Below are 23,848 nucleotides of genomic sequence, written 5' to 3' on the forward strand. Positions count from 1 at the left end.
ACAAACAAGAGTTTGGCGGAGTAGCTGAAGTGTCACTTCTGCAGATCTACTTTAGAGCGCTGGGTTATCTGGCGGCCGACAAGAAGCGCGTCGCGCTGATTTGCGGCGCCAACGTCGCGCTCGCGGCGATCGCGATCCTTGAGCCGATCCTGCTGGGTAGGGTGATCGGAGCCATCTCCGAGAAAGGCCCTGTGTTTTCGACGCTCGCCGTGTGGGCCGCGCTTGGTGCTTTCAACGTCATTGCCTTCGTGCTAGTGGCCCGCGGCGCCGACCGGTTCGCCCATGCCCGCCGCTCGGAAGTGCTGTGCCAGTCCTTCGAGCGCGTGATCACCATGCCGCTTGCCTGGCATCACCAGCGCGGCACGTCCAACTCGCTGCACACGCTGCTGCGCGCCGTCGAGACCCTGTTCAGCCTGTGGCTCGAATTCATGCGCGTGCATTTGTCGACGGCCATCGCGCTGGTGCTGTTGGTGCCGACCGCGCTTGCCATGGATATCCGCATGTCCGTCGTGCTGCTCGGCCTCGGCATTCTCTATGTCGGCATCGGCCGTATCGTCATGCGCCGCACCAAGGCGGGGCAGACTGCGGTCGAGCGCCACTACCACACCGTCTTTGCCCATGTCTCCGACAGCGTCAGCAATGTCGCCGTGCTGCAGAGCTACAACCGCATCGGCCACGAGACCGCGACGCTGAAGCGTTACGTCAAGGACCTGCTCGACGCGCAGAACCCTGTGCTCGACTGGTGGGCGATCGCCAATGCGCTGAACCGCCTGTCGTCGACCATCTCGATGATGATCGTGCTGTCGATCGGCGCCTATCTCGTCACCCGCGGCCAGCTCCGCGTCGGCGATGTCGTCGCCTTCACCGGCTTTGCCGGGATGCTGATCGCCCGTCTTGACCAGATGTCGGCTTTCACCACCCAGATTTCCGAGGCCCGCGCCAAGCTCGAGGATTTCTACCGCCTTGAGGACTCGGCTGCCGAGACCATTGAGCCGGATGGCCTGCGCGAACTCACCAACGTCACCGGCCATGTGCGCTTCGAGGACGTCAGCTTCGAGTTCGCCAATTCGGGCCATGGCATCGAGGACGTCTCGTTCGAGGTCCAGGCTGGCCAGACGGTCGCCATTGTCGGCCCGACCGGCGCCGGCAAGACGACGCTGATCAATCTGTTGCAGCGGGTCTTCACGCCGTCCAGCGGTCGTATCCTGATCGACGGCATCGACACCAGGACCGTGACCCGGAAGTCGCTGCGCCACTCGATCGCCACTGTCTTCCAGGACGCCGGCCTGCTCAACCGCTCAATCGAGGACAATATCCGCGTCGGCCGCGCCGATGCGAGCAATGACGAAGTGCACGCCGCGGCCAATGCGGCCGCCGCCCAGGACTTCATCCTGGCCAAGAGCAGTGGCTACGACACCGTCGTCGGCGAGCGCGGCGGCCAGCTTTCGGGCGGCGAGCGCCAGCGTATCGCCATCGCCCGCGCCGTGCTGAAGGATGCGCCGATCCTGGTGCTCGACGAGGCGACCAGCGCTCTCGACGTCGAGACCGAGGATCGCGTCAAGGAAGCGATCGACGAGCTGCGCCGCAACCGCACGACGTTCATCATCGCCCACCGCCTGACCACGGTCCGCGACGCCGACCTCGTCGTCTTCATGGACAAGGGCAAGGTGGTCGAGATGGGCGGCTTCACCGAGCTGTCGCTGCGCAATGGCCGCTTCGCCGCCCTGCTGCGCGCCGGCGGCCTGCTCAACGACGAAGAGGTCCGCCGTCTCAGCCGTCCGGTGACGGAAGCGGCGTAATCCTAGAGCTCCCCCTTCCCCCCTTGTGGGGGAAGATGTCGCCGAAGGCGACGGATGAGGGGTGCTCCAGGGAAAGCCAGTGTCTCACTCCGCTGGAACACCCCTCATCCGTCTCGGCGCTGCGCGCCGATCCACCTTCTCCCACAAGGGGGAAGGGAGGTCGATCCTGCGACACTCTCCCAATTGCCCCAAAGCCACTGCGGGTCTATTTAGGTCGCCATGAGCGACGCCACTTCACGCTTTTCCGGCTGGATCGATCTCGCCAACCCGACGCGCTTTGTCGGGCTGGCCGACAAGATCATTCCGTGGCTGGCGGCGGTCGCGGTGATCCTGCTTGGCGTGGGCCTCTATATGAGCTTCACCGCGCCGGAGGATTTCCAGCAGGGCATCACGGTACGCATCATGTATATCCACGTGCCTTTTGCCTGGCTCGCCATGATGTGCTACACGATCATGGCGATCTCGGCGCTGGGCACGCTGGTCTGGCGCCATCCGCTGGCCGATGTCGCGCTGAAATCGGCGGCCCCGATCGGCGCCACCTTCACCGCGCTGGCGCTGATCACCGGCTCCATCTGGGGCAAGCCGATGTGGGGCACCTGGTGGGTGTGGGACGCGCGGCTGACCTCGGTCTTCGTGCTTTTCCTGATGTATCTCGGCATCATCGCGCTGACCCGCGCGCTGGATGACGCCGGCCGCGCCGCCTGGGCGGCCGCCATCATCACGCTGGTCGGCTTCATCAACATCCCCATCATCAAATTTTCGGTCGACTGGTGGAACACGCTGCACCAGCCGGCCTCCGTCTTCCGCCTCGGGGGCCCGACCATCGACCCATCGATGCTATGGCCACTCGCCGTGATGGCGCTGGGTTTCACCGTGCTGTTCTTCGCCCTGCATCTGATGGCGATGCGCACGGAGATCTTCAGGCGGCGGGTGACGGCGATGCGGAGAGTGGCGGCAAGGCAGGCGGAGAGTGCCCCTTCTCCCCTTGTGGGAGAAGGTGGATCGGCGCGTTAGCGCCGAGACGGATGAGGGGTGTTCCAGCGGAGTGAGACGCTGGCATTACCTGGAGCACCCCTCATCCGTCGCCTTCGGCGACACCTTCTCCCACAAGGGAGAAGGAAAAGCGCTCAGCCCATCTTCCCTCGCGCCGCCACCGGCAGCGTTTCCAGTACCTTGTCGCCGTCGATCAGATGCACCTGGTCGAACAAATTCGTCACCACGCAGCAATGATCGGGCACGACGCGCACCCGCTCACCGATGCCCAAGGCGGCGCCATGGGCAAGCGTGACGGTGCCGTGCTCTTCGCTCAAACCCGTTACGCGGGCGCCCGGCATGCCGAGCAGCTCGCCGAAATCCGGCAGGCCGAGCGTATCGGAAGACAGCGCCTTGCTGCCGCTGTCAAGGATGGTGCGGGTCGGCGTCGGGTGGCTGACGACGGTGGCAAGCACCGTCAGCGCGCAGTCGTCCAGCGTGCCGACGCCTTTGGCGACCTGGTAGCGGTCGAGGTAGATGTAGGTGCCGGGCCGGTATTCGGTGACGATGCTGTTCTCGCCGGAGCGCCACATATCCGGCGTGCCGCCGCTGGAGACGCGCACGCATTCGAGCCCCGCCGCGGCAAGCGCGTCGTGCGCGCTTTTCAGCCAGGCCTCGGCTTGCGCCGCGCCGCCGGCCGCCGGATAGGTCATCAGCCCGCCGAAGGCGAGGCCCTTGGCCTGGTCGATCACCTTCGCCAGCGCCACCGCATCGGCCGGGGTCTGCACGCCACAGCGGCCCATGCCGGTGTCGCACTCGACCAGCACCTGCAGCGGATGGCCGGTATCGGTGAAGGTGGCGGCCAGCCCCTCCAGCGTCTCATGGCTGTCCGCCGTCACCGAGAGCGTGACGCGCCCATGCAGCGCCTTCAGCCGCTCCAGCTTGGCGCGGCCAAGGATGTTGTAGGGCAGGAAAATATCCTCGAGCCCCGCATCGGCCATCACTTCGGCCTCGCCGATCTTCTGGCAGGTGATGCCGACGGCGCCGGCCGCCACCTGCTTCTTCGCCCAGTAGGGTAGCTTGTGCGTCTTGATGTGCGGCCGCAGCTTCAATCCATGGGCGTCGGCATGCGCCTGCGCCTTTTTGATGTTGGCTTCGGCGCGGGCCGCATCGATCAGGATCGCCGGCGTGTCGAGGTCGTCTATGCTTGGCATGAAAGTCACCATTCAAAGCATGTCTCCCGAGAGCGGGATCCGGTTTCGGGATAAAGACATGCGCAAAATCGAAAAGTCCGGCTGGGTTTATGGTCCCGATCCGGCTGGATGTCACGGGGCCAGAACAGCGGGTTTGCGTCGACAGCCGACCGGCATTGGGCTATTCGGATGGGCAGATTTCAGCAAGGCATCGGCCGGAGGACAACCACCATGAAGCGCTCCAAGATCAACGACATCATCCGCGAAGCCGACGCCTTCATCCGCTCCTTCGGCTATATCATGCCGCCCTTCGCCTATTGGTCGCCGGAAGAGATGAAGGCGCACAAGGCCGACTCTTCCGCCATCTTAACCTCACGCCTCGGCTGGGACATCACCGACTACGGCCAGGAGAAGTTCGACGAGCTTGGCCTGTTCCTGTTCACCGTGCGCAACGGCCGCTACGAGGACATGAAGCTCGGCATGGGCATGCTCTATGCGGAGAAGATTATGATCTCGCGCAAGGACCAGCTCTCGCCGATGCACCGCCACAACATCAAGGCCGAAGACATCATCAACCGCGGCGGCGGCAAGCTGGTGCTGGAGCTCTTCATGCACGACCGCGACGGCGGCATCGACCCGAAGGCCGAAGTGTCAGTGCCGGTCGACGGCACCATCACCAGATTGCCGGCCGGCGGGCTCCTGAAGCTCGATCCCGGCCAGAGCGTCACACTTTTGCCCGGCGTCTGGCACGCCTTCTGGGCCGAGGGCAAGGACGTGCTGATCGGCGAGGTCTCGACCGTCAATGATGACCTCACCGACAACGTTTTCCGCGACCCGATCGGCCGCTTCTCCAACATCGACGAGGACGTCGCGCCGCTGCACCTTCTGGTGTCGGATTACGAGAAGTGGGTGGGGTAGGCGAGGGAGGCTTCGCTACCGCGCATACTTATCCGCCTTGCGGTTCCCAAGCAGCAGCTTGCGTTCCAGATGCGCGCGCAGCTCGCCGTAATAGGCGGTGAGGAAAGCCTTTGAATCGATCGGCTCGAACCTGGCGCCGATCTTGCGGGCTATGGTCTCCGCCACCGCCTTGAGCGCCGAATGATCGTCGCGGCGCAGCACTTCTTCCAGCTTCTGCAGCTCGGCGATGCCATAGGCGTCGAGTTGCGCGGGGCTGAACTGGAAGCGGGCGGCAACCGGGTCCTTGCGCAGCGACAGGTCCTCAACCAGCGCCACTTTCGGCGCCTCGACCACCCAGGTGCCGGCGAGCAGGTCGCCGATCCTCAGCCGGTCGCGGTTGAACAGCGGGAACAGCGAGAACAGCAGCGCCCAGACCAGACCGAAAATGGTCGACAGCGTGTCGGCGACATCGGCGCTGGCGCGCGCGGCGAGGATCGACAGCGGCAGGAACACCTCGATCTCGCGCATCAGGTTGCGCGCGATGACCTGGTCCAGCGTGAGGCCGGCGCCGCTGCGCGACGCGACTCTCACGCCGACCATGCGCTTGCCCGGGGTGGCTGCCCGCCGTCCCGTTTCGAAGGCGATGAAATAGACGTTGCGCAGGAAGAAGATGAAGATGATCCAGACGATGAACAGCGGCTCGGCATCCTGCACGCCAAGCCCGCCAAGGCCAAACAGCGCGACGAGGCTGACCACGACCGCCGCCACGACGATGATCACCACGTCGAGCAGGAAACCGGATGCCCGGGTGCCGGCATCCGCCAGTTTCACGCGCAGGTCGACGCCCTCCGGCGTGACAAGCGGGCGGATCAACGCCGCTGGATTCTTGATCTTTGCTGTCCTAGCGGTCGCCATGCCGCACCATCCGGAACAGGTAGAAATAACAGATCCATAAGGCGAGCATGCCGCCGCCGATCGAATAGCGGATAACGTCGCTGGTGATCGTCTGCCGGCCGATGCCTTCCAGCAATCCAGCGAAAAGCAGCATCACCGTGACGCCGATCATGGCGGTCGCCGCCACGCGTCCGGCTCGCGCCGCGGCGGCCATACGGGTGAGCTCGCCGGGAAAGGCGATGCTGGTGCCGATGCGCATCCCGGCCGCGCCCGCGATGGCGATGGCGAACAGTTCCGTCGTGCCATGGATCGAAAGCCAGCCGCCGAGCTCGAAGCCCAGGCCCTTGGCGGCATAGATCTGGAAAATGGCGCCGAGCATGCAGCCATTCATCAGGATGATCAGCACGCTCGGCACGGCAAAGGCGAAGCCAAGCGCGAAGGCCAGGATCGACACCTGCGTGTTGTGCGTGAAGAGATAGGCGGCAAAGCCGGACAGGAAATGGTCGCCGCCGCCGTAAAGCAAGCTGCGCAAGACCTCGGCCGACGAATCCGGGTTGCGCCCGCCCGCCAGGCTCGGCGCGATGATGGCGTCGTACCAGCGCTTGTCGGAGGCGACCAGCCAATAGCCGGCGATCGCGCCGATCACCGTGAGGGCGACCGACGCCCACACTTCGCGCCACAGGTCGCGGATCGCCGCCGGCCAGTCGTGCAGGAAAAAATCGCCGACGCGCGTCCTCAAGGAGCGCCGCGCGCCGTAGAGGTAGAAATAGCCGCGCAGGCAGAGCGCCTCGAGATAGGCGATCAGGGCGCTGTCGAGCGAGGTCGCGCGCGCCACCGAAAGCGAGGACAGCGCCGAGCGGTAAAGCAGGGGCAGCGAGAGCAGCTCGTCTTCCGACAGCGCGCGTGGCGCGCGCTTCTCGACGCGCGCCAGCAGCGCCTCGAAGGCTTTCCAGTCGGCCTCGCGCTCCTGGCGGAAGCTTGCCAGCGACTGGCGCACTGCATCGGTGCCGGCCGACAGCGTCATAGAAGGTTCTCCTCCTTGAGCTGGATATAGCGCTCGACCAGCGCCGGGCCGAGCCGCTGATGGTCGGCCTCGATGACATGCGCGCCGAGCAGCCTGAGCCTGCCGATCACCACTTGCCGCTGCCGCAAGAGGTCGCCGGCGGTGACAGCGCGGGCGACATCCTCAGGCGCCGCCGGCGCCATGTCGGCCAGCGTTTCGAGTTCGATATCCTTCATCAGCATGAACAGCACCAGATGCCGCTCGGTCAGCCGGCCGACGGTGCGCAGCATCAATTCGGCGCTGATCGGGTCGACGAAATCGGTGAAGACGATGACCAGCGAGCGCCGGTCGAGCTTCGCCGATAGCGTGGTCAGCGCCAGGGTGAAATTGGTTTCCTCGGTCGAATAGTCGATCTCGGCGGCGCGCTTCTGGATCATGGTGAAGCTCGGCGAGCCCCGCACCGCGCCGCTCGAAACGCGCGGCTTGGCGTCGAAGGAGAACAGGCTGACGAGATCGCCGCCTTTGAGCGCGATGAAGGCCGACAGGAGGGCCGCCGTCACCGCCCGGTCGACCTTCGGCACGCCGTCGACCGGCTCGCACATCAGCCGGCCGCTGTCGATGGCCAGAACGATGTTGTTGTTCTCCTCGATCCGGAACTCGCGCGCCAGAAGCCTGCCGTGGCGGGCGCTGCGCTTCCAGTCGATCATGCGCCGGCCCATGCCGGGCTGGTAGTCTTTCAGCGCCTCGAATTCGCGGCCCTGTCCAGCGCGCTTCTGGGTATGGCCGTCGGCAAGGGCCGAACGCTGCAAGAGCGTGATTGCCTCGTCGCGCGCGCTGGTGACATTAGGCAGTACCGCGACCTTGCGGTCGACCGGCAATATGACCTGGTTCCACACCAGCCCGAACGGGCCCTGCCAGCGCAGCCAGAGCCGGTCGAAGCTGGCGATGCCGCGGCGGATGGCCTCGAATTCGAGGTCGAGCGTGCCGCCATTGGCCGGCAGCGCGCCGCCTGTGCCGGCGACCGGCTGAACCCGCTGGTCATGCCCGATGCGCGCCTGCAGGCGCCGCAACTTTGCCCCGACACCGGCCGCGATGTGCAATGTGAAGCGCCCGCCGATGCCGACCTGCGGCGGCGCCGTCAGCGTGGCATCAAGCGAGGCGCGGCCTCTGCCCGCGGCCGCGTCCACCGCCAGGAAGGCAAGCAGGACGCAGATCCACAGCAGGCCGAGATACCACATAGAAGGCAGCGCGAGCGCGATCAGGAAGGCGGGGATCGCCCCCGCCGCCGCTGCCCAGACCGCTCGCCCGCTCGGATAGATCAACGCGGCGCTTCCGTATGGTCGACGAGGTCGGAGACGATCTGCTCGACAAGCCGCCCGTCGATCTGAGCGGCCGGCGACAGCACGACGCGGTGGCGCAGCGCCGGCACGGCCAGAGCCTTGACGTCGTCGGGGATGACATAGTTGCGGCCGTCGAGCGCCGCCCTGGCGCGCGCGGCTCTCGCCAGCATGGCGCCCGCGCGAGGGCTGGCGCCCACCTCCAGGTCAGGGCTTTCGCGCGTGCCGCGCACCAGCGCCGCGATATAGCCGACGACATCGCCGACCAGCGTGACGTCGCCGACGGTGGCAAGCGCCGCTTCCAGCGTCCTGCGGTCGGTCTGCGCCCTGATGCCGTATTGCCCGATATCGTGCGAGGCCGAGCCGCCGCCGTGGTTGACGATGATGGCGCGCTCTTCCGCAAGGTCCGGATAGCTCACCCGATGCTTGAACAGGAAGCGGTCGAGCTGAGCCTCGGGCAGCGGATAGACGCCCTGATGCTCGATCGGGTTCTGCGTTGCCACCACCATGAAATTCTGCCCGAGCGAATGCGTCGTGCCGTCGAAGGTGACGGCGTGTTCCTGCATGGCCTCGAGCAGGGCGGCCTGCGTCTTCGGCGGCGTGCGGTTGATTTCGTCGGCGAGCAGCAGATCGCAGAAGATCGGACCGCGCGTCAGCGTGAACTGCCCGGTCTGGAAATTGTAGATGTTGGCGCCGACGATGTCGCCGGGCATCAGGTCGGGCGTGAACTGGATGCGGCCATAGGCGACGCCCAGCGCCTGCGCGAAGCAGCGCGCCGTCATGGTCTTGGCGGTGCCCGGCGGGCCTTCGAGCAGGATATGCCCGCCGGCAAACAGCGCCGTCAGCATCAGGTCGACCGTGTCGTGCTGGCCGGTGATCGCTTTCGCCACTTCTTCCCTGATCGCGTTCGCCAAGGCCTTCACTTCATCGACGTTCACCGAGCCTCCTTGCCGTCCAGTCATGCAGCTGTTCGGCTGCTTCATGCATTGCTGCCAAATTGTTGGATTCGTTCGCGGCCTGGAAGCGCCGGGTGAAGCCGTGCGCCTCGCTTTTGTCGCGGGAATCGAGCCAGCGGTCGAGCGCCTCGCCCTGCAGCCCGTGCGGCGCGCCAAGCAGCGCGCCGGCGCGCTGCCGCACCAGCGTTGCATAGCGGTCGCCGAGGCCCTGCAACCGCCCGGCGCGCCTGAGCAGCGTCGCCGTGGTGTCGACCAGCGCCCGCTTGCCGAAGGCGATGGCGCGGCTTTCCGCCCTTGGCGGCCCGAAGCGGCCGAGCCCGTGCAGGAAGGCAAGGGCCGCCGCCACCAGCACCGAAAGCGTCAAAGCCAGGAAGGGCGGTTCGACCAGGAGCTTGGCGAGATCGTATTTCTGGCCGATGCCGTGCAGCGTCAGGTCGAACATGACCGCGCCCTTGGCGGGCTCCAGCATGGCGATCATGTCGAGCGCTGCGGCCGCCGTCTGCTCGCCCTTCAGCCCGGCATTGTTGATGAAATCGGGATCGGTGAGGATGTAGAAGGGTTCGTTGTCGAGTTCGGTGAGGATGGCTTTGCCGTCACCGGCCGCGATCAGCGGGTGATCGTCCGCCACCCATTGCAGTTCGTCCGGCACGGCGATCTTGCGGCCTTGGACATCGATCGTGTCGACCTTCGGCTTGCCTTCGCCGAGCTTCGCCTTGGCGATGCGGCCGAGCCAGTCGTTGACGACCGAGTTCGGCAGCCGTTCGATTTTCGTTTCCCAACCGTCACGGCCCAGCAATGGCATGGTCTGCCATTTCGGCAACACGAACAGCGTGTCCTTGCCTGAGCGCAGCTTGATGAGGTGATCGAGCGCGGCCGGGTCGCTGCCCGGCGCGATGGTGACGACGAGCAGGAAGGTGGAAGCCAGCGGCGACTCCAGGTCCTTCTCGCCGCGCTCCATCGGCGGCGCCTGTCTAGTGGTGAGCTTCAGCCATTCGACAAGCCCGGCATAACCGGTGCCGCCTTTCGAAAACGGCGTGGCGCCGCCTTCAGGCTGGCGGAAATCGGGCGCATAGGTGGACAGGAGGAAGAAGCCTGCAGCGGCCAGAAGACTGGCGAAAATGCCCCAGAACAACGTCTTGCGGCTGAACGGCTCCTGCGCTGCTTCCGTCGTTGCCACGCTCATGCCCAGGCGTCCCGGAAGGCGAAGCGCTCATAGGCGCCGCGCGCCTGCTGCCACCCTTCGGCGCCGACGGGCCGCCGGGCAAACAGCGCGGCTTCGACGATGCGGGCGATCTCGCTGAAGGCGGCGCGGGGCCGGCTGGGGATCGAGCTGGCGGCCGCGATGTCGCGCGCGGTGAGCGACGGTCGCAGGAAGTCCGGTATGTGGGTCGCGATGTCGGCGACGCTGCGGCGCAGCAGAAGATGCACCGCCTCGTCAAACTCGCCGCGGGCGGCGAGCGCATCGGCCTCGGAGAGCAGGACCTGGGCGACTTCAGCGTCCGGACGCCATTCCTCCTTCTCCTCGGTCTCCTGGCGCTTGCGCCGCCAGGACAGGCGCCAGGCGACGCCTTTGGCTTCAAGGACGAGCAGAAAAGCGATAATCGCGACGCCGAGGATCACCGCGCCCCAGAACAGATAGATCATGTAGGGGCCGAGCTTGGCCAGGCCATCCAGCAGCGGCTTCAGCCACTGCGGCGGCTCGGGCCGCACATAGGTCGGCAGCCCGAACTGGATCGAATCGTCCGCCAGCAGCTGCATGTGCAACTGTGCCAGCCGTTCCGCGTCTTCCGTCCCTGCGGCTGTCACCCGCCCTTTCCCCTGCAACCCGCGGTTCAGGGCCGACACTGGCAATACGCCATGACAATTGCAAGTGCACTGGACGCAGCCCCGCAATCTTGGCAAATTTACTTTGAAGTCACCGATTGGAGGCGGCGATGACTCGGGGGAAATTATCATGACCACTGCGACATTGGGACAACCCGGCAGGTTCGAGATCGGCAGGGTATTCAGCAATACCTTCGCAGTCATTGGCCGAAACATCGGGCTTTGCGTGGGGCTGGCGGCGCTGTTCGCCGGCCTGCCGACATTGGTGATCCGGATGGTGACCCAGCCTCAGATCGACGCGATTCTGCAAAGGGATCCTGGTGCCATGCCTGATCCGAGCGCGGCATTTCGCAATTCCTACATCACCATCATCGCCGGTCTGATTTCATTTGTGTGCACGCTTCTGCTGCAATCGGCGCTGGTGCGGGCGACCATCGAGGACCTCAACGGCAAGCGGCCGTCCTTCGGCGACTGCATCCAGATTGCGATCCGCTTTCTGCTGCCGACGCTGGCGATCGGCATTCTTGTCGCTCTCGGCGCGGGCATTGGCCTGATGCTGCTGATCGTGCCCGGCATCATTCTGTGGCTTGGCTGGTCGATGTCGGTGCCCGTCCTGATCCAGGAACGGCGGGGCGTGTTCGGCTCGATGTCGCGCAGCCGCGCCCTGACCAAGGGCAGCCGCTGGTCGCTGTTCGGCCTGTTCCTCATTCTCATCATCATCGCGATGATCATCCAGTGGGGAATTTTGCTCGTTCTCGTGCTGTTCGGCGGCCTCATCGCCGAGATCGGCGCCGCGCTGGTGCAGACCGTGGTGTCGATGGTGCTCTCGATCGCCACCGCGGTGAGCTACGTCGAGCTGCGTCAGGCGAAGGAAGGCGCAAGCATCGACGAACTGGCGGAGATTTTCTCGTAGCGGCCGGCACCGTCGAGGAGCGACAGCCGCCTAGTGACAACAGCAACAGTCCGCCTGCACGCTCGTCCGGCACAGGCACGATGACGTGATCGGCACGTCCGCCTTCACAAGCGCCGTCGCCAGCTTCGCCTGCAGCCCCGGCAACTCGTCTTTCTCGCCGCGCCGCTTGAGGCATTCGACCAGTCCGTGCAGCGCCCAGACATTGTCCGGGTGCTGGGCGCAGCGCTGCACGGCGCCGCTCAAGCCAAGATCGTCGCGATAGACCTGTTCCGCCTCCGTCGCGTGGCCTTGATCCAGCAGCAGCGCCGCCAGCGCGTGGCGCGGCGGATGCATCCAGGCCCACGGCTCGGTGTAGGACAGATTGTCGTCAAGCTCGACCGCGCGCCGCAGATGACCATAGGCCTCGTCGTGCCTGCCCTGATGATAGGTGAGCTCGCCGTCAAGCAGCGCCGCGCCCACTGCGAGCGAGGTTTTTGTAGGGTTGCTGAGGAAGCGGCGCTCCGGCGGAATGTTTTCGATTTGCCGGTTAAACAAATCGCGATGATGTTCGGCGGAGGCGAAGTCGCGCAGCGTCGCATGCGCCACGCCCTTGGCGTAGTGCTGGAGCGCGGTGGTCACCACATAGAGGCCGGGCTCGCTATTCATCGGATCGTCGATGATCTCGCGCCAGCGCCCGAAGCGCACCTGAACATGCGATTTCATCGCGTGATAGCCTTCGACCGTCTGCGTCAGCTTCGGCCGGTCGGGGATGCTGACGACGTCGCGCGTCACTAGGCTGCGCACCTTGTCGGCCGCCCACAGGGCAGGGCGGTACTGGCCAAGCAACATGCAGGTGAACATCATCAGATGCAGGTCGTGGCAGCAGCCAAGCAGGTAATAGGTCGGCTCGCGGGCATAGGCGAGGTAGAGGTCGTTGGCGCGCACCCCCTTCTCGCTGGCAATCTTGGACTTCTCATATTCGCCGCACAGCACGTAAATGTGCCCCGGCATATGGTTCATATGGCCGGCATCCGGGCACATCGCGCCCAGCCGCTCCGCCGAGCGCATGCCGCGTTCGGGCTGCGTCGACATTTCAAGCAGGTGGATATGCAGATGCAGGGCCGCCGGGTGCGGCGCCGCGCCTGTCTGGTCCGACAGCCGGATCGAGCGCTCGCAAATCTCAAGCGCCTCGATAACATCGGAATTCGGCGCCGGCGCGCCGGTCTTGAGGTTCCACAGGCGCCGCACCGTGCGCATCATCAGAGCCTCGACGGTCAGCGCCATCACGTCATGGTCGTCGGGATAGTCGCGATAAACCTCACGCATCGCGGCGGCATAGGCGTCGTCCCACTTTTCGAATTCGGCGACGCTCACGCCCTGCGGCTGCTGGAAGCGGGCGCTGAGCGCTTCGATCAGCCGCCGCTCGACCGGGCTCGCGCTCGCTGCATTGGCCTGCGCCAGCCGCACATGCTCGAAACAGCGCCTGGCGGCATGATCGGCCTCGGCCTTGCCATGCTCTTTCCAGGTAAGATTGTAGAAGGGCCCGGCGGCATAGGCGATGCCCCAATGCGCGAAGGCGCAGCCGGGATCGCGCTCCAGCGCCTTCTCGAAGCATTTGATGCCTTCCTCGTGGTTGAAGCCGTAGCACCAGTTCAGCCCGATATCGAACCAGCGCTGCGTCTCGTCCGAGGAGGTGGAAATGGGGCGGCGACAGGTGCCGAGGTCGAAGTGATCCATGCCTTGCTGCTTCTCGTATTTCGCGCCGGCGAAAGCCGACCGAGCGCGCAATCTGTGCCGAAAGGCGGCTGATTGGCAAATGACAAACGACCGGCGCGACCCAACCGAGCCATGCCGGCTGTTTCGGCCCCGGAGGTTCAGCTCTCCAGCCACACCTTTTCGAAATGCTGCTCGAGCGCCTGGTGCTGTTCGCAGCCCTGCACGCCCTTGCGATAGGTGCGGTAGACTGAGCGCCAGTAGGGCTGGATGATGATGCCTGAGTCGCGCAGATTGGCCTCGATCTTGGCCATGATCTCCTTGCGTGCCGTGGCGTCCGGCGTCGCAAGCGCCTTGTCGAGAAGCTCGTCGAACTCCTTGTTCGCATAGGCGCTTTCGTTCCAGGCCGCACCCGATTTATAGGCCAAGGCCAGCACCTGGACGCCGAGCGGGCGGCCGAGCCATTCAGTGCAGGAATAGGGGAACTTGCTCCAGTCGTTCCAGAAGGTCGCGGCCGGCAGCACTGTGCGCTTGATCTTGAAGCCCGCCTCGCGGATTTGCGCCGCGATCGCATCCGCGGTGCTCTTTTGCCATTCGATGTCGACCGAGATCAGCTCATATTCGTGGTCGGCCTTGCCCGATTCCGACATCAGCTTCTTCGCCTGGTCGACGTCGCGTTTGGCCGGGCCGATATCGGCGAATTCCGGATGCATGGGGCCGACATGGTGGTTGTCGGCGGGCTTGCCGCGCCCGTCGAGGCCGAGCTTCAGCACGGCCGCATTGTCCACGGCAAGCTGGGCGGCGCGGCGCAGCTTGACGTCGTCATAGGGCGCGTTGGAGACATTGAAGCGCGCGACGATGGTCGAGCCGGTGGCGATCTCGGAATTCTGCAGGCCCATCTTGTCGGTGTGCGAGACGGCGTCCGATGCGGTTTCGTGGTCGGTGTCGATCTCGCCGGATTCGAAGGCCGACAGCATGGCGTTGGGGTCGGAGCCGTAATCGACCCATTTGATGCCGTCGAGATGGAACTCGCCCTTCCACCAGGGTTTGTCCTTGCGCTTTACTTCCGCGCCGGTCTCGGCATCCCAGCTCACCAGCTCGCAGGGGCCGGTGGTGATCGCCAGCGCCTTCTTCGGGTCGGCCTCGCCCTCGTAGGAGCGGTGCATGATCAGCGCAGGATAGTCGGCCATGCCGGCGATCAGCGAGATGTCGGGCTTGGGCAGGTTGAGCTTGACGGTGTAGTCGTCGACCTTCTGGATGCCGCCATCGACCGGCTTCTTGGTGTCGGCATTGACCAGCGCGCCCATGCGCGCGGCGACCGAATTGCCGGCGACCGACGCATCGCACCAGCGGTTGAGATTGTGGATCACATCGTCGGCGTTGAATGTGTCGCCATTCGACCAGGTGATGCCCTTTCGCACGTGAAGAGTGATCGTCTTGGCATCATCGCTGGTCTCCCAGCTTTCCAAGAGCCAGGGCTCGAAGGAAAAGTCGGTGTTCCAGCGCACCAGATATTCGTTGCACTGGCGCGCGACATTCGACATCTCGACGCCGTCGAAGGTGCGCGGATCCTTGAACCCCTTGACGTTCATCGCGACGCGCAGCACGCCGCCCTTTTTCGGCTCGGCGGCGCGGGCAGGCGAGGGGGCGATCCCGCCCAGCGCCATCGCGCCGGCGGCGCTGACGCCGAAACCGGCCATCAAGGCCAGATATTCGCGCCGGCTGATCGCGCCTTTCTTGAAGTCATCGGCGGTGGGCTCCGCGCGCGGGTGCAGTTTCCTGTCGGTCAGCATGAATTTCATCGTCGTTCCCTCTGTTGTTGGCGCACGTTGCCCGCGTGGCGGTTCTGATTTGCAATGACGTGCACGAGCCAACGGTCGCCCCGGGATCGCCAGGCGCGGGGGCGGATGCGACCGCCGGGGCGCCGTTGCCTGCGAGGGAATGATAGGTCCGCTTTCCGCGGCCAAATGTTTGGTTTTCCGCAGTTCTTGTGCGCTGTTCCGCAGGCTAAGTTGACTCAGACGGCGTCGCCCCCTCATCCGGCCGCTTCGCGGCCACCTTCTCCCCGAGGGGAGAAGAGGTTCGCGCCGGCGCTGACAGGCTCCTCTCCCCTTGGGGAGAGGTCAGCCGAGCGAAGCGGAGGCTGGTGAGGGGGAGCGCCGTTCAATACGGCCACTCGCCCCGTCCGAGCGCGCCGATATCCGCAACAATCCGCCCAAACGCCTCCGCCGCGCGCGGCACAGTCGCGCGTGCCCGAAAAAAACTATGTACCAGCCGCTTCTCCTCGCGCCACCACGCTTGTCCGCCAGCGGCAACACTCCGGTCGCGATAGGCTTCTCCGTCCGACGACAGCGGGTCGCACTCGGCAGTGACGATCACTGTCGGCGGGAGTCTGGAAAAGTCACGATCCGTGAGCGGCGAGAACGTTGGGTCGTCGGGTGACTGCCCGGGCGCGGACCGGAGGCGCCGGTAGAACTCGATGTCGGCGAGCGTCAGCAGCGGCGCCTCGGCGTGCTCGACATAGGAGCGCCCGGTCTCGTCGCCGCCAAGGCCAGGATAGATCAGCACTTGGCCGACGGCGCGCCGCACATGCCGCCGCGCCGCCTGCGCCACCGCAGCGGCGAGATTGCCGCCGGCGCTCTCGCCGCAAAGCACGATCGGCAGCGCGCTGGTCGCGGCGACCCATTCGAACACGGCCAGCGCGTCGTTGGAGGAAGCCGGATGCAGATGCTCCGGCGCCAGCCGGTAGTCGGCCGATACCACCTCGAATCCCGTGCCGACGCAGACTTCCGCGCAGATGTCGTCATGGCTGTCGAGGTCGCCGAGCACGAACCCGCCGCCGTGATAATAGACGACAATCGCCGCCGGCTTACCCTCCATCCGATAGCGGCGGACCGGGATCGCATGCGCCGCGGTAGCGACCATGCCGTCACTGGTGGTCACACCCTCGGGACGGCCCTGGTGAAACGCCACGCACATCCGGTCATAGACCGCGCGCTGCTCGGCGATCGGTGCCGCAACGATCTCCGGCGGGTACCAACTGTTGACCTTGTCGATGTATTCCCAAAGCTCCGGATCGATCCGGTCGGCATATTTACCGCGCCCTGTCGGATCGGTTGGGTCGCCTCCCACAGCCGTCAAAGCTCGGCGTAGAGCTGCGCCGCGTTCTCAAAGGTGAAGCGCAGCGGCACCGAACCCTCGACCTGCCACACATTCACCGTGTCGCCGGCCATCAGCCGGCAGGCGTCGAGCGTGTTGGTGACGGCGCCGCCATAGAGCCGGTTGGCGAGGCTGAGGATGCCGGTCTGGTGCATGGCGGCACTGGCGCTGCCGCAGGCATCCTTGGCCAAAAGCACGCGAAAGCCGCGCGCTACCGCATCCTTCACCGTGGCGTCGATGCAGGCCTCGGTCCAGACGCCGGCAATCACCAGCCATTCGATGCCCGCCGCCTTGAGCTTGTCGCCGAAATCGTTCCTGCCGAAGGCGCTTGCCTCCTGCTTGACCAGCATGGCCTCGCCGTTCCGCGGGGCCACTTCATGGCAGATCGCGGTCAGCGGATCGTCCTTGTCGGAAAAGGCCGACTTGCCGCTTTGGTCCACAGGGTGGAACGGCCGCGCCGCCGCGAGGTCGACGATATAGGCCCAGTGGTAAAGCGGCACGAAATTGCGCCGCGCCGCCTCCTGCAGGCGCTGCACATTGGCGAGGATGTCGGCAAACCCCTCGACCAGATAGCGCTCGTCCTTGCGATGCTCCTCCTGGAGATCGATGAACACCGCGGCCACCGTGCCGCGCCGGATGGAAATGGGCGTTTTCATGCAATGTGCTGTCGGTATGTGGGCGCTACTTGTCAAGAAATTCGTCTTCATAAGGAAACCGCGAGAGCAGCTCGGTCCCGGTCTCGGTGATGAGAATCTCGTCCTCGAGCTTGACGCCCTCGCGGCCGCCTTTCTCGCCGATATAACTTTCCACGCTCACCACCATGCCCGGCACGATGATGCCGTCGCGGCCATAGGTCTCGTAGTCCATCGAGTGGGCGATGAAAGGCGTCTCGCCATGCATGCCGACGCCGTGCATGACCGATGTGTAGCGCTGGTCGACGAAACGGTCGGGGATTTTCCACGCCTTCTCGGCAATCTCGCGAAAAGCCATGCCGGGCTTCACGATGCCGATATTGTGCTGCACCTGGTCGTGCGCCATGCGGTAGAGCGACTTCTGGTAGGGCGTCGGCTTGCCCGGGCCGCAGCGAAAGGTACGCGAGAAGTCGGAGTAGTAGCCGTAGCAGCCGATCGTGTCGGTATCGAGCGCGACCAGTTCGCCCGGCCTGATCTTGCGGCCGCTCGCTTCGTTGAACCACGGATTGGTGCGCTGCCCGGAGGTCAGCAGCCGAGTCTCGATGAACTCGCCGCCCTGACGGATCACCTCGTGATACATGATGGCGAAGAGCTCGTTTTCGGAAACGCCGGGCTTGATCGCCTCGCGCACCGCAGCAACCGCGGCTTCGGCGCCGGCCATCGATGCTTGCAGGCACTTCACTTCCTCTGGCGTCTTCACCGCGCGCACCGCGAGGATCTCGCCCTGGCAGTCCTTCACCTCGCAGCCGCGCTTTTCCAGCGCCAGCGCCTGCAGGTGGCTGCAGCGGTCGAGCCCCAGCTTTATCGAGCCGCCGCCATGCTTTTTCAGAAGCTCGGTTATCTCGTCGGCGAAGGGGCCGGCGGTTTCGTCGTCGCGGCCGGAGACCGATGACCAGACCAGTTTCGAGGGCCGCGCCTCGTCGATCGTGTCGAGCACCATCGAGACATGGTAGCTCTGCGGATATTCGAAGAGCACAATCGGCCCTTCGGTCGGAATGAAGAAGTAGCGGGTCGAATTGCGCAGGAAATAGCCGAACATGTTGCGCGAGCCGGTGGCGTAGCGCTGGTTGTAAGGATCGAACAGCACGACGCCGCCATAACCCGCCTTGCGCATCCATGCGCGCAGCTTGGTAAGGCGTCCCTTACGCAGTGCGTCCGCATCGATGAAGGACGGTTCGGTATCGGACAGCCACATGCCGCCGGCAGGATCGGCCGCTGCGGGGTGGCGCATGCGCTCCTTGAAGTCCACATCCTCGGTGCTGTCGGGATCGAATACGACGATGCTCATCAGAAGGTCTCCTGTTGCGGAGACCATAGCCGGCCAGGGTTTTGAGCTTGTGCGGCATTCCGCGATTGTTGTGCCGGATGCCGCAGTGTAGCGATCCTTCGCGCCCCCTCTGTCCTGCCGGACATCTCCCCCACGAGCGGAGAGATCAGATGTCGCGCAGGGCTTCGCCAATTGCCGAAGTTGCAACAAGGGCGCGGCGCCGAGGCTGCCAATCTCCTCCCAAGTGGGGAGATGGCCGGCAGGCCAGAGGTGGCGCTGTCCCGCCAGCGTCTCATCGCGCCAGCGCGCACTGCACCCTAATGCCTCCGCATCGCCTTCGGCGCGTGCCCATGCTCCTCGCGAAAGGCCCTCGCAAAACTCGACATCGAAGCAAAGCCGCAGGCCAGCGCCACATCGCGCACCATCAGTGTCGAATGCGCCAAAAGGTCGGCCGCCCGCTTCAGCCTGAGCCGCCGGTAATAGCCGTTAGGAGAGATATCCAGCTCGGCGCGGAAATTGCGCTCGAGCTTGTCGGGCGACACACCGAGCCGCTCCGCAAGTTCCGCCATGCCGAGCCGCTCCTCCACCGCGTCTTCCATGATGGCGATGGCCGATAGAACCAGCTCGTTCTGCACCCCGGTGCGCAGCCTGAGCGGCATCAGCTTGCGGTCGACGCTGGAGCGCAGTGGACTGTGCACGAACCATTCAGCGACACCCGCCGCGAGCTCGGCGCCACAGTCGCGCGTGATGATCTCCAGCATCATGTCGAGGCTGCCGACGCCGCCGGCCGAGGTGAAACGCTTGCGGTCGATGACGAAGAGCTCGCGCCGAAGCTCGATATCCGGAAACGCTTCGGTGAAGGCGGGCTGGCTGGTCCAGTGCAAGGTGCAGGCATGGCCGTCGAGCAGCCCGGCGCGGGCGAGGAAGAAGGCGGCGTCCGCGACAGCGCCGATATGAGCGCCGCTGCGCAGGCTCTTGCGGATCCAGCTCATCGCTTCATCGGCCACGACATGGTCGGCATCGCCACCGGAGCACACCACGATGCGGTCGACCTTCGGCGCGTCCGCCGCGCAAAAGCCGGGGCTGGATGACGACGCCATTGGAGGCTTCGACGGTGCCCGGATCGGCGCCGACGATGACCCAGCGGTAGCAGTCGCGCTTGGCAAGAATGTTGGCGGCGCGCAGCGGCTCGATAACGGACGAAAACGCCATCATCGGAAAGCCGGGAAAGACCAGCACCGCGAAGGTGAGAGGCGCTCCGCCCACCGCCTGTTTTTCCACGTTGCGTGAATTCATGGTTGGCGGCCGTAGCGCGGCAGGACGATATCGGCGGTCAGCGGCGCCAGTTCCATGCCGCTCGCCAGAGCCGGGTTAAGCCAGATCATTTCGTCGATCTCCGCCGCGGGGATCGGCTCGTCTGTGATGGAAAGCTCGAACAGCTCGGCCTCGACACGGGCATCTGGCTCGTTCGCGGCAGGCGCCGAAAACAAACCGAGATGCGAGGCAGCGCCCGGATCGACGACGATGCCCAGTTCCTCGCGCAATTCGCGCGCCAGGGCTGCGGCCGGCAACTCACCCGGCTCGATCTTGCCGCCGGCCTGCATGAAGGCTTTTGTGCCGCGCTTGCGCACCAGCAGCAGCCTGCCGCCTTCGTCGCGGATCACCGCGGCGGCGATGCGGATTGTCCTGGTCGTCACTGTTCCGGAATGGCTGGAGGTCACGACAGGCTGTTTCCCGGCGGCGGTTTTGGTGGCAGAGAGGCCGGACTGTATCGGGCACGTGCGCGCCCTTGCAACGGAGAAACGACCAGGAAGTTTGCGGCAACCGCCGCAGCTTGCTCTTATGCAATTTTCTTGACCTGTACGCCGATGCGACGTACATAAGGCGCGCGAAGGAGCAAGGACATGGAAACTTTCCATGATGAAATTCGAGAGATCGAGGAGCGCAGCAGCGAGCGGATGAACTTCCGCACAAAGCCGCGCATCAAGAAAGCCATTCAGCAAGCCGCAGCTCTTGCCGGTGTCGACGACTCGGTTTTCACAATGAATGCCGCATACAAGGCCGCCATGGAAACGATTGAGGCTCATGAGCGCACCGCTCTGCGGCCTGTCGACCATGCTGCCTTCTTTGCGGCCCTCGAAAATCCGCCGCAGCCGACGGATCGGCTGCGGGCGTCGTTTGCGCGCTATGTCAAAACCGTCATTTCCAAGTGACGCGGCAGCCCGAAGTCGCCAACGTCATAGAGCCGTTCGATCCTGAAAAGCACGATCGAACGGCTTTTTCCTGTGGCGTAGATCAGGTCGACAATTTCTTCAAAAGGACCGCCAACAAGCTATCCAAAGCCGACAATCTTCGGGTCTTCGTGATGGTCAGTCCGGCCGGAGACCTGATCGGCTTTTACGCCATCAATTCGCACTCGGTGGATTATAGCGAGCTGCCGCACAAATACGCGAGAACCCGGCCGGGACATGGGAGCATCCCTGCGGCCTATCTGTCCATGATGGGTGTTGACCTGCGATTCGCAGGCAATGGATATGGCGGCGACCTTCTGCTCGACGCACTGGTGCGCATAGCGAGGGTTGCTGAGCAGATCGGAATTGCCGTTGTCATGCTGGACGTGCTGGATTGCGGCGACCCAGCCAAGGTGGCGCGCAGAAAGAAGCTCTATCTCGATCATGGTTTCACCGCATTGCCGTCCAACGAATTGCGGTTGTTCCTGCCGGTCAAAACCGTTCAGGACTTATCTTGATGCACAGCAATCTGTAGGCCGAGCACTCGGCTTGCAACGGAGAGACAATACGATGTTCGCGGCAACCGCCATCGACGCCAAGGACAAGCCGGCCTTCTATAAGGAGTTGGCCGCGCAATTGAAAGCGTTGCTGGAAGGCGAGGGCGATTCCGTCGCCAATGCCGCCAACACGGCGGCGCTGATCTACCAGATGGTGCCCGACCTCAACTGGGCCGGCTTCTATTTCCTCGCCTCCGATGACGAGCTGGTGCTCGGGCCTTTCCAGGGCAAGCCGGCCTGCGTGCGCATTGCCGTCGGCAAGGGCGTCTGCGGCAAGGCCATTGAGCTCGACATGTCGATGCTGGTCAAGGACGTCAACGAATTCCCCGGCCACATCGCCTGCGATGCCGATTCGCGCTCCGAGCTGGTGGTGCTGTTGCGCGACGCCGATGGCGCGTTCGGCGTGCTCGACCTCGACAGCCCGCTGCCGGGTCGCTTCGACAAGGAGGACCAGGCCGGTATCGAGAAACTGGCCGCTATCTATGTAGCGGCGTGCGAGTTCGAGGACTGAGGGCACAGGCTCGCTGCGATTGGAGCGTTCGAAGGGCCGTCAGGATCACGCGTGCTTTTCCTGCGCGACGTCGTTGAAGAAGTCCACCAGTGAGAACGGCGCGCGTTCGCCGAGGCAAAGCTCCAGCACCTGGCGCGCGTCCGGGGCTTCGGCGGCGGCGCGGGCAAACATCGGATTCTCATAGTCGGCAAGTGCCTTCTCGATGTCGTACGGGTTCGCGGCAATCGCCTTGCCGAGCTCGGCGCCGTCGAACATTGCCAGGTTGGCGCCCTCGCCGGACGGTGGCATGAGGTGCGCGGCATCGCCGAGCAGTGTCACGCCTGCGACGCGACCCCAGCGGTGTTCATCGGGCAGCGTGTAGATCATGCGCGGAACCGGCGCGGTTTCGCCGTCGGTGATCAGCGTGGTGAGCGCTGGCGCCCAGCCTTCAAACTCGGCGGCGATCCGGGTTCTGGCGGCGTCGGCATCGGTGAAGTCGATGCGTGCGAACCATCCCGCGGGCCGGCTCAATTGAACATAGGTGTGGAGGACGCCTCCCGCTTCTCGATGCGCGGCGATCGCATTTCCCGGGGCAGCCGCAAACATTGTGCCCAAGCCGACCACTTCGGCGGCGGCGGGGTGTCGATCGTCAACATCATATAGATACGTCTCGATGAACGTTGCGCCGACATAACGTGGCGTTGCGTCCGACAGTAGCGGCCGCACCTTCGACCATGCGCCGTCAGCCCCCACGAGAAGCCCGGTTTCGACAGCCGATCCGTCGGTGAAGGTCAGTTCGTGCCGGCCGCCACCCAGAGCGGCGACGCCGGCAAGCTTCTTTCCCCAGCGGATGCTGTCGGCGGGCAGCGAGTCTATCAGAATGCGCCGCAGATCGCCGCGCAGCACTTCGGGTCGGCCGCCATCGTCCGCTTCCTCAAGCAGCACCGTGCCGTGCCGGTCGAGCACGCGGCTAGCCGCGCCGCCTTGGTGGATGATGGCGTGGAAGGCTTCGGTGAGGCCAGCGGCTTCGAGCGCGATCTGTCCATTATGCTCGTGGATGTCGATCTGCCCGCCTTGCGTGCGCGCCGATGCCGAAGCCTCCGCTTCATAGACCGTTACAGCTATGCCGTGGATATGAAGCACGCGCGCCAGGGTGAGGCCGCCAAGACCCGCGCCCACGATTGTTACCTCAGTCATCGTCTGATCCTTTTCGACGAGAGATTGGAACGATGTTCCATAAATAGCATTTGGAACGTCGTTCCATTCATGTCAAGCTGCGGCATGGCAAGGAGTGGACGGGTTGAGCGGCGCACCGATGCGCTTTCGAAGGAGCGGATCATCGGGGCCGCGATCGAGATCCTGGATTCAGGCGGCGAGAGCGGGCTGACTTTCCGTGCGCTCGCGGCACGCCTGGCGACGGGAAGCGGGGCGATCTACTGGCACGTCAAGGACAAGGACGAACTGCTCGCCGCGGCGACCGAGGAGGTCATCGACCGTGTCATGAGCGAGGCGGTTCAAGAAGCGGAACCACGGGAGGCGATTCGGGCAGTTGCGCTGGGGCTGTTCGATGCGATCGACGCGCATCCCTGGGCGGGCGCCCAGCTTTCGCGGGCGCCGTGGCAGCCGGCAGTGGGGCGGATATTCGAAAGCATCGGCAGTCATCTCGACGCGCTCGGTGTTCTGGACCGAGCGCTGTTCGACGCGGCGTCCGCGCTGGTCCACTACATCCTTGGCGCCGCTGGCCAAAACGCGCAGAACGCCGCCAACGCCCGTCCTTTGCCGCCTGGCACCGATCGGGAAGCATTCCTGTCGACCGTCGTCGAGCGATGGACGAGGTCGGACCCCGCCGGCTATCCGTTCCTGCTTCGCACTGCCGCGCGGTTTCACGAGCACGACGACCGCGAGCAATTCCTCGCCGGCGTGGACCTCATCCTGGCCGGTATCGGAACGCTCCGCCGGGTTTCCCAGTAGG

22 protein-coding genes and 1 pseudogene are annotated in these 23,848 nt (G+C 64.9%); 8 read left to right on the plus strand and 15 right to left on the minus strand.

Annotated elements, in window-relative coordinates:
- The first annotated feature begins 29 nt into the window (after positions 1–29).
- Positions 30–1,799: a glucan ABC transporter ATP-binding protein/ permease gene (locus EJ068_RS30000; protein ID WP_126061235.1), complete on the plus strand. Its 1,770-nt coding sequence runs from the start codon at positions 30–32 to the stop codon at positions 1,797–1,799.
- A gap of 219 nt (positions 1,800–2,018) precedes the next feature.
- Complete coding sequence (locus tag EJ068_RS30005) at positions 2,019–2,813, plus strand: heme ABC transporter permease (RefSeq protein WP_127249969.1); 795 nt, start codon at positions 2,019–2,021, stop codon at positions 2,811–2,813.
- A 113-nt stretch (positions 2,814–2,926) separates the two neighbouring features.
- Here the strand turns inward: EJ068_RS30005 and EJ068_RS30010 are convergent, their stop codons facing one another.
- Complete coding sequence (locus EJ068_RS30010) at positions 2,927–3,985, minus strand: D-TA family PLP-dependent enzyme (RefSeq protein WP_127249968.1); 1,059 nt, start codon at positions 3,983–3,985, stop codon at positions 2,927–2,929.
- A gap of 210 nt (positions 3,986–4,195) precedes the next feature.
- Here EJ068_RS30010 and EJ068_RS30015 point away from each other — a divergent pair, with 210 nt between their 5' ends.
- On the plus strand, positions 4,196–4,882 hold the full coding sequence (locus tag EJ068_RS30015; protein WP_127249967.1) for a D-lyxose/D-mannose family sugar isomerase: 687 nt from the start codon (positions 4,196–4,198) through the stop codon (positions 4,880–4,882).
- 15 nt (positions 4,883–4,897) lie between these two features.
- On the opposite strand, the gene EJ068_RS30020 is transcribed toward EJ068_RS30015, so the two are convergent.
- From EJ068_RS30020 to EJ068_RS30045, 6 genes are read right to left on the minus strand one after another with little or no spacing between them, the layout of a single operon-like run.
- Positions 4,898–5,776 carry an RDD family protein gene (locus EJ068_RS30020; protein ID WP_128315299.1) on the minus strand — a complete coding sequence of 293 codons (879 nt, stop codon included), beginning with the start codon at positions 5,774–5,776 and terminating at the stop codon, positions 4,898–4,900.
- On the minus strand, positions 5,763–6,779 hold the full coding sequence (locus EJ068_RS30025) for a stage II sporulation protein M (protein ID WP_127249965.1): 1,017 nt from the start codon (positions 6,777–6,779) through the stop codon (positions 5,763–5,765). The genes EJ068_RS30020 and EJ068_RS30025 overlap by 14 nt, the downstream gene beginning before the upstream one ends.
- Positions 6,776–8,080: a DUF58 domain-containing protein gene (locus EJ068_RS30030; protein ID WP_127249964.1), complete on the minus strand. Its 1,305-nt coding sequence runs from the start codon at positions 8,078–8,080 to the stop codon at positions 6,776–6,778. Before EJ068_RS30030 ends, EJ068_RS30025 begins: the two co-directional genes overlap by 4 nt.
- Positions 8,077–9,033 carry a MoxR family ATPase gene (locus EJ068_RS30035; RefSeq protein WP_127249963.1) on the minus strand — a complete coding sequence of 319 codons (957 nt, stop codon included), beginning with the start codon at positions 9,031–9,033 and terminating at the stop codon, positions 8,077–8,079. Before EJ068_RS30035 ends, EJ068_RS30030 begins: the two co-directional genes overlap by 4 nt.
- Entirely contained in the window at positions 9,020–10,234 is a 1,215-nt protein-coding gene (locus tag EJ068_RS30040) for a DUF4350 domain-containing protein (protein ID WP_127249962.1), read from the minus strand. Before EJ068_RS30040 ends, EJ068_RS30035 begins: the two co-directional genes overlap by 14 nt.
- Positions 10,231–10,896, minus strand: coding sequence for a DUF4129 domain-containing protein (locus tag EJ068_RS30045; protein ID WP_245463285.1), 666 nt, complete (start codon positions 10,894–10,896; stop codon positions 10,231–10,233). The genes EJ068_RS30040 and EJ068_RS30045 overlap by 4 nt, the downstream gene beginning before the upstream one ends.
- Before the next feature lie 25 nt (positions 10,897–10,921).
- On the opposite strand from EJ068_RS30045, the gene EJ068_RS30050 reads away from it, so the two are divergent.
- Positions 10,922–11,788: a hypothetical protein gene (locus tag EJ068_RS30050; RefSeq protein WP_245463286.1), complete on the plus strand. Its 867-nt coding sequence runs from the start codon at positions 10,922–10,924 to the stop codon at positions 11,786–11,788.
- Between the two features lie 30 nt (positions 11,789–11,818).
- On the opposite strand, the gene EJ068_RS30055 is transcribed toward EJ068_RS30050, so the two are convergent.
- The 7 genes and pseudogenes from EJ068_RS30055 to EJ068_RS30085 form a co-directional block, all read right to left on the minus strand.
- On the minus strand, positions 11,819–13,504 hold the full coding sequence (locus tag EJ068_RS30055; RefSeq protein ID WP_129554959.1) for a hypothetical protein: 1,686 nt from the start codon (positions 13,502–13,504) through the stop codon (positions 11,819–11,821).
- 137 nt (positions 13,505–13,641) lie between these two features.
- Positions 13,642–15,282, minus strand: a complete 1,641-nt coding sequence (locus EJ068_RS30060) for an ABC transporter substrate-binding protein (protein ID WP_129554960.1) — start codon at positions 15,280–15,282, stop codon at positions 13,642–13,644.
- Between the two features lie 361 nt (positions 15,283–15,643).
- Positions 15,644–16,612 (minus strand): alpha/beta hydrolase, encoded by a 969-nt coding sequence (locus EJ068_RS30065; protein ID WP_127249959.1) that lies wholly within the window; start codon positions 16,610–16,612, stop codon positions 15,644–15,646.
- Positions 16,613–16,617: 5 nt separating this feature from the next.
- Complete coding sequence (locus EJ068_RS30070) at positions 16,618–17,295, minus strand: isochorismatase family protein (RefSeq protein ID WP_127249958.1); 678 nt, start codon at positions 17,293–17,295, stop codon at positions 16,618–16,620.
- A gap of 25 nt (positions 17,296–17,320) precedes the next feature.
- The gene (locus EJ068_RS30075; protein WP_127249957.1) at positions 17,321–18,619 is read right to left on the minus strand and encodes a Xaa-Pro peptidase family protein; all 1,299 of its coding nucleotides are present in this window, start codon (positions 18,617–18,619) and stop codon (positions 17,321–17,323) included.
- A gap of 296 nt (positions 18,620–18,915) precedes the next feature.
- Positions 18,916–19,894, minus strand: a pseudogene (locus EJ068_RS30080) (GlxA family transcriptional regulator).
- On the minus strand, positions 19,891–20,319 hold the full coding sequence (locus EJ068_RS30085) for an NUDIX domain-containing protein (protein WP_126083064.1): 429 nt from the start codon (positions 20,317–20,319) through the stop codon (positions 19,891–19,893). Before EJ068_RS30085 ends, EJ068_RS30080 begins: the two are co-directional and overlap by 4 nt.
- A 183-nt stretch (positions 20,320–20,502) precedes the next feature.
- On the opposite strand from EJ068_RS30085, the gene EJ068_RS30090 reads away from it, so the two are divergent.
- The 3 genes from EJ068_RS30090 to EJ068_RS30100 are packed head-to-tail and all read left to right on the plus strand — an operon-like array spanning position 20,503 to position 21,897.
- The gene (locus tag EJ068_RS30090; protein ID WP_126083063.1) at positions 20,503–20,811 is read left to right on the plus strand and encodes a DUF1778 domain-containing protein; all 309 of its coding nucleotides are present in this window, start codon (positions 20,503–20,505) and stop codon (positions 20,809–20,811) included.
- Positions 20,808–21,347 carry a GNAT family N-acetyltransferase gene (locus tag EJ068_RS30095; protein WP_126083062.1) on the plus strand — a complete coding sequence of 180 codons (540 nt, stop codon included), beginning with the start codon at positions 20,808–20,810 and terminating at the stop codon, positions 21,345–21,347. Before EJ068_RS30090 ends, EJ068_RS30095 begins: the two co-directional genes overlap by 4 nt.
- 52 nt (positions 21,348–21,399) lie before the next feature.
- Entirely contained in the window at positions 21,400–21,897 is a 498-nt protein-coding gene (locus tag EJ068_RS30100) for a GAF domain-containing protein (protein ID WP_126083061.1), read from the plus strand.
- Between the two features lie 45 nt (positions 21,898–21,942).
- On the opposite strand, the gene EJ068_RS30105 is transcribed toward EJ068_RS30100, so the two are convergent.
- Positions 21,943–23,073: an NAD(P)/FAD-dependent oxidoreductase gene (locus tag EJ068_RS30105; RefSeq protein ID WP_129554961.1), complete on the minus strand. Its 1,131-nt coding sequence runs from the start codon at positions 23,071–23,073 to the stop codon at positions 21,943–21,945.
- Positions 23,074–23,157: 84 nt separating this feature from the next.
- Between EJ068_RS30105 and EJ068_RS30110 the strand changes: the two genes are divergently transcribed.
- Entirely contained in the window at positions 23,158–23,847 is a 690-nt protein-coding gene (locus tag EJ068_RS30110; protein ID WP_127253222.1) for a TetR family transcriptional regulator, read from the plus strand.
- The last annotated feature ends 1 nt before the right edge of the window (position 23,848 follow it).

The sequence above is a fragment of the Mesorhizobium sp. M2A.F.Ca.ET.043.02.1.1 genome, from assembly GCF_003952405.1.
Classification (GTDB): domain Bacteria; phylum Pseudomonadota; class Alphaproteobacteria; order Rhizobiales; family Rhizobiaceae; genus Mesorhizobium.